Consider the following 14,683-nt stretch of genomic DNA (forward strand, 5'->3'; position numbering starts at 1 on the left):
TGTCCTGCGTGTCCTGCGTGTCGTGCAAAGGCCGCCGCAACGTCAGCCCTTGTCGGGGGCATCCGCGTCCTTGTCCGACGCGGACTCGCCTTCCGCCGCCTCGGACTTCGGCGCCGCGCCCGGCTGGGGCTCGGCCACCGCGACCCGCGCGGGACGGATCGTACGCTCGCCGATCCGGTACCCCGGCTGCAGGATCGCCACGCAGGTGTCTTCGGTGACGTCCGGCGCGTACGAGTGCATCAGGGCCTCGTGGATCGTCGGGTCGAAGGGCTCGCCCTCCTTGCCGAACTGCTGCAGACCCATCTTGGCCGCGGCGGTCTCCAGCGATTCGGCCACCGACTTGAAGCCGCCGACCAGCTCGCCATGTTCCCGCGCCCGGCCGATGTCGTCCAGGGTCGGGAGCAGCTCCGTCAGGAGGGACGCGACCGCGATCTCCTTGACGGCGATCCGGTCCCGCTCCACCCGGCGGCGGTAGTTCTGGTACTCCGCCTGGAGCCGCTGGAGGTCCGCGGTGCGCTCGCCGAGCGCGGTACGGGCCTGGTCCAGCTGGGCCAGCAGAGCGACATCCGGTGCTGCTGCGGAGTCCCCGGCCGGGGCCGCGGCCTCCTCCTTGGAGGAAGCTGCGGCCTTCGACTCGGCGGCGTCGTCGTCAGGCGCGGCGTCGGCGGGGACTTCGGGCTTCTCGTCGAAGCCCGGGGTCTCCTCCGACATCAGGCCGCGCCGCCCTTCGGCTTCTCGTCGTCGACGATCTCGGCGTCGACGACGTCGTCGTTGGCGTCGGCCTGGCCGGCGTCACCGGTCGGCGCGCCACCGGCGGCCTGGGCACCGGCGTCGGCGTAGATCGCCTGGCCGAGCTTCTGGCTGACGGCGCCGAGCTTCTCGGTCGCGGTGCGGATCTCGGCGGCGTCCTCGCCCTTGAGCTTTTCCTTCAGCTCGTCGATGGACGCCTGGACCTCGTCCTTGATCTCGGCCGGGACCTTGTCCTCGTTGTCCTTGACGAACTTCTCCGTCTGGTAGACGAGCTGCTCGCCCTGGTTGCGGGACTCGGCCGCCTCCTTGCGGCGGGAGTCCTCGTCCGCGTACTGCTCCGCCTCCTGGCGCATGCGGTCGACCTCGTCCTTGGCGAGGGAAGAGCCGCCGGTGACGGTCATCTTCTGCTCCTTGCCAGTGCCCAGGTCCTTGGCAGTGACGTGCATGATGCCGTTCGCGTCGATGTCGAAGGAGACCTCGATCTGCGGGACGCCACGCGGGGCCGGCGGCAGGCCGGTCAGCTCGAACATGCCGAGCTTCTTGTTGTACGCCGCGATCTCGCGCTCGCCCTGGTAGACCTGGATCTGTACGGACGGCTGGTTGTCCTCGGCCGTCGTGAAGATCTCGGACCGCTTGGTCGGGATCGTGGTGTTGCGCTCGATGAGCTTGGTCATGATGCCGCCCTTGGTTTCGATACCCAGGGACAGCGGGGTCACGTCGAGGAGCAGGACGTCCTTGACCTCACCCTTGAGAACGCCCGCCTGGAGGGTCGCGCCGAGGGCGACGACCTCGTCCGGGTTGACGCCCTTGTTGGCGTCCTGACCGCCGGTGAGCTCCTTGACGAGCTCGGCGACGGCCGGCATGCGGGTGGAGCCGCCGACCAGGACCACGTGGTCGATCTCGGACAGGTTGATGCCCGCGTCCTTGATGACGTTGTGGAACGGGGCCTTGCAGCGGTCGAGCAGGTCCGCGGTGAGCTGCTGGAACTGCGAGCGCGTGAGCTTCTCGTCCAGGTGCAGCGGGCCCTCGGCGGAGGCCGTGATGTAGGGCAGGTTGATCGAGGTCTCCGTGGAGGAGGACAGCTCGATCTTCGCCTTCTCGGCGGCCTCGCGCAGACGCTGGAGCGCCATCTTGTCCTTGGCCAGGTCGACGCCGTGACCGTTCTGGAACTGCTTCACCAGGTAGTCGACGACGCGCTGGTCCCAGTCGTCGCCACCGAGGTGGTTGTCACCGTTGGTGGCCTTCACCTCGACGACGCCGTCGCCGATCTCCAGGAGGGACACGTCGAACGTGCCGCCACCGAGGTCGAAGACGAGAATGGTCTGGTCGTCCTTGTCGAGACCGTAGGCCAGGGCGGCGGCAGTCGGCTCGTTGACAATACGCAGGACGTTCAGGCCCGCGATCTCGCCGGCCTCCTTCGTCGCCTGGCGCTCGGAGTCGTTGAAGTAGGCCGGGACGGTGATGACCGCGTCCGTGACCTTCTCGCCCAGGTACGCCTCGGCGTCGCGCTTCAGCTTCTGCAGGATGAAGGCGCTCATCTGCTGCGGGTTGAAGTCCTTGCCATCCAGGTTGATCTTCCAGTCAGTGCCCATGTGGCGCTTGACGGAGCGGATGGTGCGGTCCACGTTCGTGACCGCCTGGCGCTTGGCCACCTCGCCGACGAGGACCTCGCCGTTCTTGGCGAAGGCGACGACGGACGGCGTGGTCCTGGCGCCCTCGGCGTTGGTGATGACGGTGGGCTCGCCGCCTTCCAGAACGCTGACGACGGAGTTAGTGGTGCCCAGGTCGATGCCGACCGCACGTGCCATTTTGATTCCTCCAGCTGACTTGAGTGGAACAGACTCAAGCGTGCCCCAACCCCTCCGCCCCTGTCAACAGAGGTGAGTCGAGGGGGCTCAACCTTTAAGCCACCCTTACGCGCAATCACGCGCCATTCGGCGTGTGAGGCGCGGAGCCCGGGGCGGAGCCCCGGCAGCGGAGCCGCACCCGAACGGGGCACCACGGCCGCGCGGCACCCCACCCCCGCCGGAGGCGTGCGGCACGGTGCAGACATGCCTCTGCTGCCACGCCTCCCCGCCCGGCCAGGGCCATGGCCGCCCGGGCCATCCGCCAAGCGGGTGCTCGACCTCGCCGGAGCGGCGCTCCTGATCGGGGTGCTCCTCGTACCGCTGCTGCTGACCGCCGCCCTGCTGTACGCGACCCAGGGCGCGGGCGTCCTCGTACGCGAGCCCGCCGCCGGCCTGGCCGGGCGGCCCTACCGGGCGTGGCGCTTCCGCGTGGGCAAGGGGCGGGCCGGGGCGGCGCTGGAGCGGTGCTCGCTGGACCGGCTGCCGCAGCTGCTCAACGTGGCGCGCGGCGAGATGTCGCTGGTCGGGCCGCGGCCCGGAAACAGCGCGTCGGACCGGCCCGAGCGGCTCCTCGTACGGCCCGGGATGACCGGACTGTGGCAGGTGAGCGCACGTTCGGACCTGCCGTGGGAGGAGATGGACCTGCTGGACCGGCACTATGTGGAGAACCACTGGCTGGGAATGGACCTGGCGATCCTCGCGCAGACCCCGCGGGCGGCCTGGCGGCACGGGCGGCTCTGAGCCGGAGCCCGGGCGGGGCGAGCCGGGGGCGAGCGACGCAGATCACCGCGCGCTCGGCTACATTGCGGCGTCGGGACTGGGTAACCTCAAGCCTTGACTGGATAAGTTACCGCTTAGTAAGTGCCGCCCGAGGAGCCCTCCCATGCAACTCGCCGCGATCATCGTGTCGCTGGTCCTGACCGTGGTCGGCGTCGCGCTGCTCGCCCGAGCCGTGGCGCAGATCTACCGCTTCGTGAAGCTCGGCCAGCCCGTACCGGCGGGCAGCCGTACGGACGACCCGAAATCCCGAACGCTCACCCTTGCCCGGGAGTTCCTCGGCCACAGCCGGATGAACCGCTGGGGCCTCGTCGGCTTCGCGCACTGGTTCGTCGCGATCGGCTTCCTGACGCTGCCGCCGACGCTGGTGCAGGCGTACGGGCAGCTCTTCCAGGCCGACTGGGTGCTGCCGATCATCGGCGGCTTCCTGCCGTTCGAGCTCTACATCGAGTTCATCGGCCTGATGACCGTGCTCGGCATCCTCGTCCTGATGGGGATCCGCCTCGCGTCGCTGCCCTCGCGGGCCGGCCGCAAGTCGCGCTTCGCGGGCTCGAAGGCCTGGCAGGCGTACTTCGTCGAGTACATCATCCTGACCATCGGCCTCGCGATCCTGTGCCTGCGCGGCCTCGAAGGCGCGATCCACCACGTGGACTCGTACGAGCCGGCGTACTTCGTCTCGTACCCGCTGGTGCTGGCCTTCAAGGGCATGTCGCTCGGCGCGCTGCAGAACGCCATCTACTTCACCGCGATGATCAAGATCGGCACCTCGCTGATCTGGATGATCGTCGTCTCGCTGAACACCAACATGGGTGTGGCCTGGCACCGCTTCCTCGGCTTCCCGAACATCTGGTTCAAGCGCAACGCCGACGGCGCGGTCGCACTGGGCGCGCTCCAGCCCATGACCAGCGGCGGCAAGGTCATCGACTTCGAAGACCCGGGCGAGGACGACGTCTTCGGCGTCTCGCAGGTCGAGCAGTTCTCGTGGAAGGGCATCCTCGACTTCTCCACGTGTACGGAGTGCGGTCGCTGCCAGTCGCAGTGCCCGGCCTGGAACACGGGCAAGCCCCTCTCCCCCAAGCTCCTGATCATGTCGCTGCGCGACCACGCGCACGCCAAGGCCCCGTACCTGCTGGCCGGCGGCGGCAAGGACATGGAGGGCAACGAGAAGGCGACGCCGGAGCAGCTCGCGAACGTCCCCGCGGCCGCGCTGGCCGAGGCCGAGCGCCCGCTGATCGGCACCGCCGAGGAGAACGGGGTCATCGACCCCGACGTCCTGTGGTCCTGCACGAGCTGCGGCGCGTGCGTCGAGCAGTGCCCGGTGGACATCGAGCACATCGACCACATCGTCGACATGCGGCGCTACCAGGTGATGATCGAGAGCGCGTTCCCGTCGGAGGCGGGCACGATGCTCAAGAACCTGGAGAAGAAGGGCAACCCCTGGGGCCTCGCGAAGAAGCAGCGCGTCGAGTGGACCAAGGAGGTGGACTTCGAGGTCCCGATCATCGGCAAGGACGCGGAGGACCTCTCCGAGTTCGACTACCTCTACTGGGTCGGCTGCGCCGGCGCCCTGGAGGACCGGGCCAAGAAGACCACGAAGGCCTTCGCCGAGCTGCTGAACATCGCGGGCGTCAAGTTCGCGATCATGGGCGGCGACGAGAAGTGCACGGGTGACTCCCCGCGCCGTCTGGGCAACGAGCCGCTGTTCCAGCAGCTGGCCCAGGAGAACGTCGCGATGCTGAACATGGCGTTCGGCGAGGACGACGAGGACCCGGAGACGAAGAAGCCGAAGTCGGCGAAGCGGATCGTCTCCACCTGCCCGCACTGCTTCAACACCATCGCGAACGAGTACCCGCAGCTGGGCGGCGAGTACGAGGTCATCCACCACACGCAGCTGCTCCAGCACCTGATCGACGAGGGCCGGCTCACGCCGGTGACCCCGGTCGACGGGCTGATCACGTACCACGACCCGTGCTACCTGGGCCGGCACAACAAGGTCTACACGCCGCCGCGCGAGATCATGTCGGCCGTGCCGGGCCTGCGCCAGCAGGAGATGCACCGCCACAAGGAGCGGGGCTTCTGCTGCGGCGCGGGTGGCGCGCGGATGTGGATGGAAGAGCGGATCGGCAAGCGCATCAACAACGAGCGCGTCGAGGAGGCCCTGTCCCTGAACCCGGACATCGTCTCCACCGCCTGCCCCTTCTGCCTCGTGATGCTCACCGACTCGGTGAACGGCAAGAAGAACGACGGCCAGGCGAAGGAACACGTCACGGTGGTGGACGTGGCGCAGCTGCTGCTGGACTCGGTGAAGACGCCGGAGCCTGTGGTGGAGGCGGAGCCGGAGCCTGTGGTCGAGGCGGAGGCTGAGCCTGCCGCCGAGCCGGTGGCCGAGGCGAAGCCGGTGGCGGAAGCCACGGCCGAGGCGAAGCCGGAGCCGAAGGCGGAGGCCAAGGCCGAGCCGGTGGCCGAGGCCAAGCCGGAGCCGAAGGCGGAAGCCACGGCCGAGCCGGTGGCCGAGGCCAAGCCGGAGCCGAAGGCGGAAGCCACGGCCGAACCGGTGGCCGAGACCAAGGCGCCCGCGCCGAAGGCGGAGACCCCGGCGGAGCCGGAGACCGACGCCGAGGCGAAGTAGCCCGCGCAGCACCGAACGCAGAACGCCGGAACGGCCCGTCCCCCTGTGGGGTCGGGCCGTTCCGGCGTACGGGGTCCGGGGCGGAGCCCCGGTTTCGGGAAGGGGCGGGGTGGGGTGGGGGAAAGCTCCGCACACCGCAGCGCGGGGTCAGGACCGCTCGCTCCGGCTGCGCCGCAGGATCGCGAAGCCCAGCCCGGCCGCGCCCACCGCGGCCATGCCCCCGCCGGCGGCCAGCAGCAGCGGGGTCTGCGCGTCGGCCTCCGCCGCCACCGGGACCATGCCCTCGGCGCCCGCCTTCACTCCGCCCTTGGGCACGACCCGCTCGACGGCCTTCTTCTCGACCTTTTCGACCTTCTCGACCTTCTCGACCGGCTTGGCGGACTTGGTGTCCTTGGCGACCTTGTACGTCTCGATCAGCTTGCCGCTGCCGAAGTCGTAGACCCAGCTGTTGCCACCGCTCTTGCCGTCGATGACGACGAACTTCACGCGCTTTCCGTCCTGGACGAGCTTGTACGTCCAGCCGTCGTTCGTCGCGGTCGGGTGCTTCAGGTCGATCGTCCCGAGGATGTTCCCGTTCGGCATCGAGAGCTCGACGCGCTTGCCGTTCGGGCCGTCGATCAGCCGCGCGTTGCGCCCGTCGGGCATGGCGACCTGGACGGAGTTCTCCTTCTTCTCCACCGGCTTCGGCTTCTCCACGGGCTTCGGCTTCTCGACCGGCCCGGTCGCGCCCTCGATCCACGAGGTGACGGTGCCGTTCGGCTGGAGGACCACGTGCATCCCGTTGTTCTGACCGCGGGCAGGGCTGCCGTCCTTGCTGACCAGGGTGTCCAGCTTGGTGCCACCGGCGAAGATGTCGGCCTCGAAGTGGCCGTCGCCGAACTTGTAGACCCGGGCGACCGAGCCGTCGGCCAGCTTCACGGTCGTGACGTACTCGCGGACCGAAGGCGTCACGGGCGGCGTGGTCGGAGGCGTGGTGGGCGGCACGGTCGGGTCCACCTGCGGCTGCTGCGGGTCAACCTGCGGCACGGTCGGGTCCACCTGCGGCTGCTGCGGGTCCACGGACGGCTGCTCGACGCCGGGCAGGACCTGCGCGTCCGGCACGGCCGGGGAATCCGCGAAGGCGGACCCCACGGGAAGGGCGAGGACGGCGGCCGCACCGGCCATGACGGCGGCGGTACGGAGGGTGGTACGACGGTGCGGGCTGCGCATGGCGGTGCTCTTCTCGTGCTCGTTCGTGCTGCGTGCGGTGGTTACGTCTACGAAGCTACGGACCCGGTATGTCCGTATTCCGTCGGCGATGTAACGGTGACCGGCAGACTGCCGCGCAGCCACGTAACCCACCCGGAACGCACTCCGGGCCCGCCCCGGGCCCGCCCCTGGCCCACCCCGAGAAGCCCCTCCAGGTACCCCCTAGGGGATGTCACAGCTCAGCCGCAAAGGGGGCCTCTTCCCCCGGCCCGGCCCCCCGGCCGCCCGGGAGCGGGTACTTTCGATCACGTGGCTGGATTCAGGATCGGACGCGGCCGGGACAACAACCGCACCCCGCAACAACCTCCGCGGCAGCAGCCGTACGGTCAGCAGCAGGCGCCCCAGGCGCCGCCGCCGTACGGCCAGCAGCCCTACGCACCCCAGCAGTGGCCGCAGCAGGCCGCTCCCGGGGGCCACGGCGAGCCCGAATACTTCGACCCGCACGGCGGCAACGCCGGCCAGGGTCAGGGATACGGCTACGGCCAGGGTCCCCACCAGGGAGCCGGCGGCCCGAGCGACTCCCCGGGGTACACCCAGGCCTTCTCCATCGGCGAGGACCCGTACCCGTACACCCAGGGCGGGACCTACCAGGCGGGCGCGGCCCAGGCCGCCGCCCCCGCCGGTCCGCGGCTGCCGTGGAAGGACCTGCTCCGGGGCATCGTGACGCGCCCGGGCCCGACCTTCCTGCAGATGCGCGACTACGCCGTCTGGGGGCCGGCGCTGATCGTGACCTTCCTCTACGGGCTGCTCGCGGTCTTCGGCTTCGACGACACCCGCAACGACGTCATCAACGCCACCCTCCCCAACGCCTTCCCGATCGTGCTGTCGGCGGGCGTGGCCTTCGTGATCTGCGGCCTGATCCTCGGCGCCGTCACCCACACGCTGGCCCGCCAGCTGGGCGGCGACGGATCGTGGCAGCCCACGGTGGGCCTGTCGATGCTGGTCATGAGCCTGACGGACGTACCGCGCCTGCTCTTCGCCATGTTCCTGGGCGGCGACAACATGCTCGTCCAGATCCTGGGCTGGGCCACCTGGGTGGCGGCCGGCGCGCTCTTCACCGCCCTGATCAGCAAGTCGCACGACCTGCCGTGGCCGAAGGCCCTGGGCGCGTCGGCGATCCAGCTGATCGCCCTGCTGTCGATCATCAAGCTGGGCACGATCTAGCGCACGCACACGCGCACAAGGAGGGGCCCGCCGCACGAACACCGCGCGGCGGGCCCCTCCTCACACAACTCGTACGACTCACGCACCTCGCACAGCGGAGTCTCAGGCGTCGAGAACCTGTCCCTCACGCCGCACGACGGGCGGCTCGACCGACCAGGGGAAGTTGACCCACTCGTCGGTCTTCTTCCACACGTATTCGCACTTCACGAGCGAGTGGGACTTCTCGTAGATCACGGCGGACCGGACCTCGGCGACGTGCCCGAGACAGAAGTCGTGGACGAGCTTGAGCGTCTTGCCCGTATCGGCGACGTCGTCGGCGATCAGCACCTTCTTGGCGGTGAAGTCGATCGCCTCGGGCACGGGCGCCAGCATGACCGGCATCTCCAAGGTGGTGCCCACGCCGGTGTAGAACTCGACGTTCACGAGGTGAATGTTCTTGCAGTCGAGCGCGTACGCCAGACCGCCGGCGACGAACACTCCGCCGCGGGCGATGCTCAGGATGATGTCGGGCTCGTAGCCGTCGTCGGCGATGGTCTGCGCCAGCTCGCGCACGGCCCGGCCGAATCCCTCGTAGTCGAGGTTCTCGCGCACTGCGCCGCTCACTGCGTCACTCGCTCCGTCACTCATGCCTCGTGCCTCACCTGGGTCCGGTGGAAGTTCTGGAAGGACCGCGAGGCCGTCGGGCCGCGCTGGCCCTGGTACCGCGATCCGTACCGCTCGCTCCCGTACGGGAACTCCGCGGGCGAGCTGAGCCGGAACAGACACAGCTGCCCGATCTTCATACCCGGCCAGAGCTTGATCGGCAGCGTGGCGAGGTTCGACAGCTCCAGCGTCACGTGGCCCGAGAACCCGGGGTCGATGAAACCGGCGGTCGAATGCGTCACCAGCCCCAGCCTGCCAAGACTGGACTTCCCCTCCAGTCTGGAGGCGATGTCGTCGGGCAGCGAGATGACCTCGTAGGTCGAGGCGAGTACGAACTCACCCGGGTGCAGGATGAACGCCTCGTCACCGTCCGGCTCGACCATCCGGGTCAGATCGCTCTGCTCGGTGGCGGGGTCGATGTGGGCGTAGCGGTGATTCTCGAAGACCCGGAAGAACCGGTCGAGACGTACATCGATGCTGGAGGGCTGCACCATCGACTCGTCGAAGGGGTCGATGCGAACCCGTCCGCTGTCGATCTCGGCCCGGATGTCTTTATCAGAGAGAAGCACGTCCCGAGGATACGCAGAGCGCGCGGGCCGCCCCAATCGAGGCGGAACCCCGCGCGCCGATGTCTACCGCTTCGACGCCGCTCCCACGGGCACGGCATGCCGCAGCCGCGCACAGCGCGGACACCGCAGCAGCCGCCCCGGCCCGATCCGACCGGCACCGAGGTGCTGCAGCGGGAACGAAGCGGTGCTGAATACGTGCCCTTCGGCACAACGGACGACGGTGTGCTCCATCGAGTCCCTTTCCCCAACCAGCCGTACTGCGATGAATCGCCACATTAGGGGATGAACAAGACCCACTCCAGCCGCCGCTCCGCACACACAAGGTACGCCCCAACTCCCGCCCCCACGACCCTCCGTGCACCCCGCACGCGACACCACTCCCGGGGCGAATTCACCAGGGGTCGATCATGGGGTAGGGTGAGAAACGATAGCGCTCCAGGCAACTGGACGGCTGCGCGGATGTAGTTTAATGGTAGAACATGAGCTTCCCAAGCTTATAGCGCGGGTTCGATTCCCGTCATCCGCTCCACGGCAAAGCCCCAGGTCAGCAACCTGGGGCTTGTTTGTTGTCTAGACCTATCTGGGCCCGCGTGCCATTCGCGTGCCATAACTTCCCTAACGGGGCGTCAGATTGAGTCCCCTCCTTCCTCGTGGAATGACCTGCCGTACACCGTCCGGCGGCCGGTACGATCCACGGACCTACCCGGAGGTGCGGGCCGACCGGGCAGCCCAGTGAGGGGAAGCATCTTGAATCGCACTTCCGTCGCGGCCGTCCTCGCCGCGGGCTTGGTTCTGGCCATGGCCGCCTGCGACGGCGACACCGGCGACAAGGCCAAGACCACTGCCGCCGGCAGCGCGGCGCCGTCCCCGTCGGCCACGTACAACGACCGGCTGCTGGACGAGGGGCAGAAGCAGTTCCTGGCCGTCGTGTGGAAGTACACGCCCAAGCGGGCCGAGATAGCCGCGATGTCCGCACAAGACCTCAAGGCCATGACAGAGACGTACGCAACCGAGTGCTCGGGGCGCCGCAAGGACCGCGAGCAGTCGTTGAAAAGCTCCCCGACCGGGCAGAAGGCCACCCCGGAGCAGTTCGCTGAGGTCCTGGACGCCTGGGACAAGCTGTGCGGCATCGAGCCGGGCGCCCGCGAGGAGCTGCTGAAGCATGTCAAGATCTCCAACGGGCACGCCGACCCTGACTTCGGTGGCGGGCCGGTGTACCTGTACGACCTCTCGATCACCAATCTCGGCAAGGACGCGGCCGACTACCGCGTCACCATCGAGGCGTACGACAAGGACGGCGACTTCCTCGGCGAGACCGAGGCCCACGCCGAACGACTCGGCCCCGACAAGACCAACCGCCAGCCGGAGCAGCTGATCGTCCCGAACGGGGTGTCCAACGGCACCATCGCGGACATTGCCGAACTGAAGGTCACCGACGTGGAACGCGTGCCCGGCGGCACACTGTTCCAATAGGACCCGCCGAACGCTGCTTGCCCTCCTTCGCGGCCCCGAGCCTCGTTCGCCCTGCCCCGTGGAACTGTGGCCGAGTGGCGAATGGTTCTCTCCGCCTGCGAGAACGGGATCGATCGAGCGGTGCCGTGCTGTTGTCAGACGTTCCCGATTTCCGATTTCCCCGCGATCGTGCGAGTGGGTGCTGGAGGAGACATGGCGAGACGAATGCGCGACGAGGCGTTCCGGATAGAGCAGGAGCAGGGGCGCTACGCCCCCCACGTGCGGCCGATCAATGAGATGGTCGACGCCTTGCGCGACCAGGACGGGCGTGGCTGGATGCCGCACGTCGCCCCCTGGCACGGGGGAGCGGACGCGCGCGCCCTATCGATCCTGCGGGATCCGGGGCCCAAGACACAGGAAGGGGTCGGCTCCGGATTCCTGTGTGTGGAGAACGACGACCCGACTGCGGAGCTGCAGGTCCAGCTCTTCGAGGGGGCGGGGATCGCGCCGCGAGACGTCACTCCCTGGAACGCCTACCCCTGGTACATCAACCGCTCGCCGAAGGCGGCCGAGCTCCAGGCCGGCGTCGAGGTCCTGAAGCAGCTGCTGGGGCTGATGCCGAAGATCGAGGTCGTGCTTCTCCAGGGCAGCGAAGCCCAGGACGCGTGGCGCCGGCTACTCAAGACGCACCCCGAAGCGGTCCGTGAGCGGAGCGTGAAGGTGGTGAGCACCTACCACCCCGGGCGCCAGGCGCTCTTCGTACGAGACCCCGAGGAACGCGCGCGCCGCGCCCAGCACAGAGTCGACTCCTGCCAGAGCGTCGGTGACGTGCTCCGTGGCCTGGGCGGGCCGTCATAGAGCTCGGTCGCACTCGCGCGGCCTATGGGCGTCGCCGCCCTTCTCTGTGCTCCACGATCGGCCGGTGTTCTAGGGGGAATTGATCTATGTGGTGGGACAGCGGCGGATGCAGCAAGGCACTCCGGACGATTTCTGCGTTGCTCCCTGTCCTCGCCGCGTCGACGCTGGCGACCAGTTGCTCCTCGTACGATCCAGCACAGGCTTCAGCGTGGCAGCGGGACTACTGCGTCAAGCTCGCGGCGTGGCAGGGTGCCAGAAACGCGATGCTGTCGAGCGCTGGCAGCGTCGACGCGAGCGATTGGCGGAACATCGAATGGGCGGAGTACGACCGCGCTGAAGAAGCAGGCTCCGAGGCAATCAATGCGGCCAAGATCCTTGATCGGGAAAACCTTGACCATGCCTCCAGCTACATCTTCGATGACACTGAAAAAGCGGTCATAGACCGCAATGCGGACGCAGAGGCGCGGGCGGCCACCTACTGTTCGGGCTCGGGATTCGGAGATCTCCTCAAGGGCGCCAGGTAGCTGGGATCGATCGCTTAAACGCAGGGGTGCGGTCCGGCTTGCTGCCGGACCGCACCCCCTGCACGTCACCTCCGCCGAGCCGTGGCGGCAGGAGCCGGGGGCAGCGGAACGATCTTGTGGTCGGAGGCGGTCGCGCCAGTGCCCAACCGACGGTCTGCTGGCGTCCGCTGGCTGCGGACGCTGGTGTCGATGTCGGCGGCGAGCTTGCGCTGATGCTCCCTGGTGGAGTGCTGATAGATCAGCTGCGCACGCTCGGAGGACTGGCCCGCGCGGACCATGAGGTCCTTCAACTTGGCGCCGGTGTCGGCGGCGAGGGTGTTGCCCGTGTGCCGCAGGTCGTAGAAGCGGAACTCCTTGGACATGCCGACCGCGTCGCGGGCCTTGCGCCACTTCCGGCCGAAGGAGGTACCCCGCAGGGCAGCTCCCCTCTCCCCCACGAAGACCAGGCCGTCGGGCCCGTCCTGAGCGAACCACTCCAGGTGCCGGCGGACGTCGAGGAGGACGAAGCCGGGCAGCATGATCTCCCGTTTGCCCGCGCGGGACTTGGGATCACCGATTACCCTCCGGCCGGTGTTCAGCTCCGGGGCAGCACGCCGCACCCGGACCGAGCCGGTGTCGAGGTCGATGTCGGCGCGGCGCAGCTCCGCCAGCTCCTCCGGCCGCATCGAGGCGAAGGCTCCGAGGAGGACCATCAGCCGCCAGCGGATCCCGATGGCCTCGGCGAGCGCGAAGACCTGCTCGACGGTGGCCACGGGCCGCTCGTCCGCGTCTTCGCGCCCCGCCCCGCGGATGGAGCAGGGGTTCCGGCGGATCAGCTCGTCCTCGACCGCAGTCTGCATGACGGCCTTCAGCAACCGGTATGCCTTGGCCGTGGTGGTGGCCCCCGTTGCCTTGCGCCGTTCCGCGCGCCAGGTCCTGACCTTGGCCGGGCTGATGGTGTTGACGTGCTGCTCACCGAAGGTCGGCTCCAGGTGAAGGCGCAGCAGCCTCCGGTACAGCTCCTCGGTGGTCGGAGCGATGCCGCGCTCGTCGATCCAGCGCTTGGCGTACTCCGCGAACAGCACCTCGCCGGCCATCGGGTCGATCCAGTCGCCTCTGGCCTGGTCGGCCTGGATCTGGGCGAGGAACACCTCAGCGTCGCGCTTGGTCTCGTACGTCTGCGGGGCCGCGCGCAGGATGGCGCCCGCGCCGGGATAGCGGGCCTGGTAGCGGCCCGAGGGCAGTTTGCGGATCGCGCCGAAGCTGCGGCGCGGTGCCCTTCTGCGGGATCGCGTCACTCAGACCACCAGCCCGAAGCGCGCCTGTCGGCCGCGCAGGGGTTCGACGGTCTGCTCCTCGATGTACGCGGTCAGGACGCTGTCGGCGATGCGGACATGCTTGCCGAACTTGGCGTAGCCGATACGGCGTTCGGAGATGAGGCGCCGGATGAAGCGCACGCCGGTGCCGAGGCGTTCGGCTGCCTGTTCCACGGTGAGGAAGGTGTCGGGGGTGGTCACCTCCTTCGCTGTGCGGGAACGCTGGGCGGAGGTGTGGGGTATCGCCGTGTGGCGCAAGCAGTGCTCCGGATCTGGCCTCGGCTGGGTGAACTTGGGCGGGGGCGGCAACCCCCTGATAGCCGGGCCTGTGTGTCGTTCAGGGATGGGACAGGCAGTACAGCCGTGGTCTGGGGGTTTGCGGGCCCAGGGCGGCGTGTGGAGCGGTCGGCTGTTACGGGCCTGATGGCGGGCCGAACTGCTCCTGGTTGATCTTCATGGTGTTCTCGGCGATGGCGTTGCTGACCATCACGTCGGCTTCCTCGCGGATCTCGGGGTGCTCGTCGAGGTAGGCGGCCAGTTCGTCGGTGGCGCGCCTGTAGGCGTGCTGGGCGCGCTGGGCGGTCGCGTTGGTGGCGATCACCGCGTCGATGAGTTCCAGGGCCGGGCCGGCGGCCAGCGTGGGCGGGCCGACCAGGTTGGACAGCGACAGGTCGAAGATGTCCGCGAAGCCGATGGCCTCGTCAAGGTTGATGCGGCGCTTGCGGTTCTCGATGCGCCACACGGCCGACGGGTTCATCTCGTAGCCGGCCTCGTTGAGCAGGTCGGACACCAAAGTGGTACTCCAACCTCTCTTGTCGCGCTCGACCTTGATCCGCGTGGCGACGTTGTCCTCGCCTCTGAGGAGCACACCCTCTGGTGCCTCCTCATCGCGTCCCTGGTGATCGTCTTGGGCCATCACACCTCCGCG

Annotated in this window: 14 protein-coding genes and 1 tRNA gene; 7 read left to right on the forward strand and 8 right to left on the reverse strand. The window is 68.7% G+C overall.

Annotation, left to right across the window (positions count from 1 at the left end; all coding sequences use genetic code 11):
* Positions 1-42: 42 nt before the first annotated feature.
* Positions 43-711, reverse strand: a complete 669-nt coding sequence (grpE, locus tag OHA37_RS17820) for a nucleotide exchange factor GrpE (protein ID WP_266906377.1) — start codon at positions 709-711, stop codon at positions 43-45.
* Positions 711-2,558: a molecular chaperone DnaK gene (gene dnaK, locus OHA37_RS17825; RefSeq protein ID WP_266906379.1), complete on the reverse strand. Its 1,848-nt coding sequence runs from the start codon at positions 2,556-2,558 to the stop codon at positions 711-713. Before dnaK ends, grpE begins: the two co-directional genes overlap by 1 nt.
* A gap of 243 nt (positions 2,559-2,801) precedes the next feature.
* Here dnaK and OHA37_RS17830 point away from each other — a divergent pair, with 243 nt between their 5' ends.
* Together OHA37_RS17830 and OHA37_RS17835 are read left to right on the forward strand one after the other, a co-directional pair.
* Positions 2,802-3,338, forward strand: a complete 537-nt coding sequence (locus tag OHA37_RS17830) for a sugar transferase (protein WP_266906381.1) — start codon at positions 2,802-2,804, stop codon at positions 3,336-3,338.
* Positions 3,339-3,480: 142 nt separating this feature from the next.
* Entirely contained in the window at positions 3,481-6,003 is a 2,523-nt protein-coding gene (locus tag OHA37_RS17835) for a 4Fe-4S dicluster domain-containing protein (RefSeq protein WP_266906383.1), read from the forward strand.
* A gap of 147 nt (positions 6,004-6,150) precedes the next feature.
* Here the strand turns inward: OHA37_RS17835 and OHA37_RS17840 are convergent, their stop codons facing one another.
* Positions 6,151-7,212, reverse strand: a complete 1,062-nt coding sequence (locus OHA37_RS17840) for a hypothetical protein (RefSeq protein WP_266906385.1) — start codon at positions 7,210-7,212, stop codon at positions 6,151-6,153.
* A 288-nt stretch (positions 7,213-7,500) separates the two neighbouring features.
* Here OHA37_RS17840 and OHA37_RS17845 point away from each other — a divergent pair, with 288 nt between their 5' ends.
* Positions 7,501-8,415 (forward strand): Yip1 family protein, encoded by a 915-nt coding sequence (locus OHA37_RS17845; protein ID WP_266906387.1) that lies wholly within the window; start codon positions 7,501-7,503, stop codon positions 8,413-8,415.
* Between the two features lie 102 nt (positions 8,416-8,517).
* Here the strand turns inward: OHA37_RS17845 and OHA37_RS17850 are convergent, their stop codons facing one another.
* Together OHA37_RS17850 and dcd are read right to left on the reverse strand one after the other, a co-directional pair.
* The gene (locus OHA37_RS17850) at positions 8,518-9,042 is read right to left on the reverse strand and encodes a phosphoribosyltransferase (RefSeq protein ID WP_266906389.1); all 525 of its coding nucleotides are present in this window, start codon (positions 9,040-9,042) and stop codon (positions 8,518-8,520) included.
* Positions 9,039-9,626 (reverse strand): dCTP deaminase, encoded by a 588-nt coding sequence (gene dcd / locus OHA37_RS17855; protein WP_053675430.1) that lies wholly within the window; start codon positions 9,624-9,626, stop codon positions 9,039-9,041. The genes OHA37_RS17850 and dcd overlap by 4 nt, the downstream gene beginning before the upstream one ends.
* 455 nt (positions 9,627-10,081) lie before the next feature.
* Here dcd and OHA37_RS17860 point away from each other — a divergent pair.
* From OHA37_RS17860 to OHA37_RS17875, 4 genes are all read left to right on the forward strand, one after another.
* Positions 10,082-10,155 (forward strand) — tRNA-Gly (locus tag OHA37_RS17860).
* 218 nt (positions 10,156-10,373) lie between these two features.
* Complete coding sequence (locus tag OHA37_RS17865; RefSeq protein WP_266906393.1) at positions 10,374-11,099, forward strand: hypothetical protein; 726 nt, start codon at positions 10,374-10,376, stop codon at positions 11,097-11,099.
* A gap of 192 nt (positions 11,100-11,291) precedes the next feature.
* Positions 11,292-11,936 carry a uracil-DNA glycosylase gene (locus OHA37_RS17870; RefSeq protein WP_266906395.1) on the forward strand — a complete coding sequence of 215 codons (645 nt, stop codon included), beginning with the start codon at positions 11,292-11,294 and terminating at the stop codon, positions 11,934-11,936.
* 137 nt (positions 11,937-12,073) lie between these two features.
* Positions 12,074-12,460, forward strand: coding sequence for a hypothetical protein (locus OHA37_RS17875; protein WP_266906397.1), 387 nt, complete (start codon positions 12,074-12,076; stop codon positions 12,458-12,460).
* A gap of 65 nt (positions 12,461-12,525) precedes the next feature.
* Here the strand turns inward: OHA37_RS17875 and OHA37_RS17880 are convergent, their stop codons facing one another.
* The 3 genes from OHA37_RS17880 to OHA37_RS17890 form a co-directional block, all read right to left on the reverse strand.
* Positions 12,526-13,737 (reverse strand): tyrosine-type recombinase/integrase, encoded by a 1,212-nt coding sequence (locus OHA37_RS17880; RefSeq protein WP_266906399.1) that lies wholly within the window; start codon positions 13,735-13,737, stop codon positions 12,526-12,528.
* Entirely contained in the window at positions 13,738-13,956 is a 219-nt protein-coding gene (locus OHA37_RS17885; protein WP_266906401.1) for a helix-turn-helix domain-containing protein, read from the reverse strand. It abuts the gene before it with no gap.
* 211 nt (positions 13,957-14,167) lie between these two features.
* Positions 14,168-14,671 carry a helix-turn-helix domain-containing protein gene (locus OHA37_RS17890; protein WP_266906403.1) on the reverse strand — a complete coding sequence of 168 codons (504 nt, stop codon included), beginning with the start codon at positions 14,669-14,671 and terminating at the stop codon, positions 14,168-14,170.
* Positions 14,672-14,683 lie beyond the last annotated feature (12 nt).

The sequence above is a fragment of the Streptomyces sp. NBC_00335 genome, assembly GCF_036127095.1.
GTDB lineage: Bacteria > Actinomycetota > Actinomycetes > Streptomycetales > Streptomycetaceae > Streptomyces.

Bases quoted from the DNA above. Each gene is read 5' to 3' on its own strand.
- grpE (WP_266906377.1), bottom strand. From the start codon at position 711: ATGTCGGAGGAGACCCCGGGCTTCGACGAGAAGCCCGAAGTCCCCGCC.
- dnaK (WP_266906379.1), bottom strand. From the start codon at position 2,558: ATGGCACGTGCGGTCGGCATCGACCTGGGCACCACTAACTCCGTCGTC.
- OHA37_RS17830 (WP_266906381.1), top strand. From the start codon at position 2,802: ATGCCTCTGCTGCCACGCCTCCCCGCCCGGCCAGGGCCATGGCCGCCC.
- OHA37_RS17835 (WP_266906383.1), top strand. From the start codon at position 3,481: ATGCAACTCGCCGCGATCATCGTGTCGCTGGTCCTGACCGTGGTCGGC.
- OHA37_RS17840 (WP_266906385.1), bottom strand. From the start codon at position 7,212: ATGCGCAGCCCGCACCGTCGTACCACCCTCCGTACCGCCGCCGTCATG.
- OHA37_RS17850 (WP_266906389.1), bottom strand. From the start codon at position 9,042: ATGAGTGACGGAGCGAGTGACGCAGTGAGCGGCGCAGTGCGCGAGAAC.
- OHA37_RS17870 (WP_266906395.1), top strand. From the start codon at position 11,292: ATGGCGAGACGAATGCGCGACGAGGCGTTCCGGATAGAGCAGGAGCAG.
- OHA37_RS17890 (WP_266906403.1), bottom strand. From the start codon at position 14,671: ATGGCCCAAGACGATCACCAGGGACGCGATGAGGAGGCACCAGAGGGT.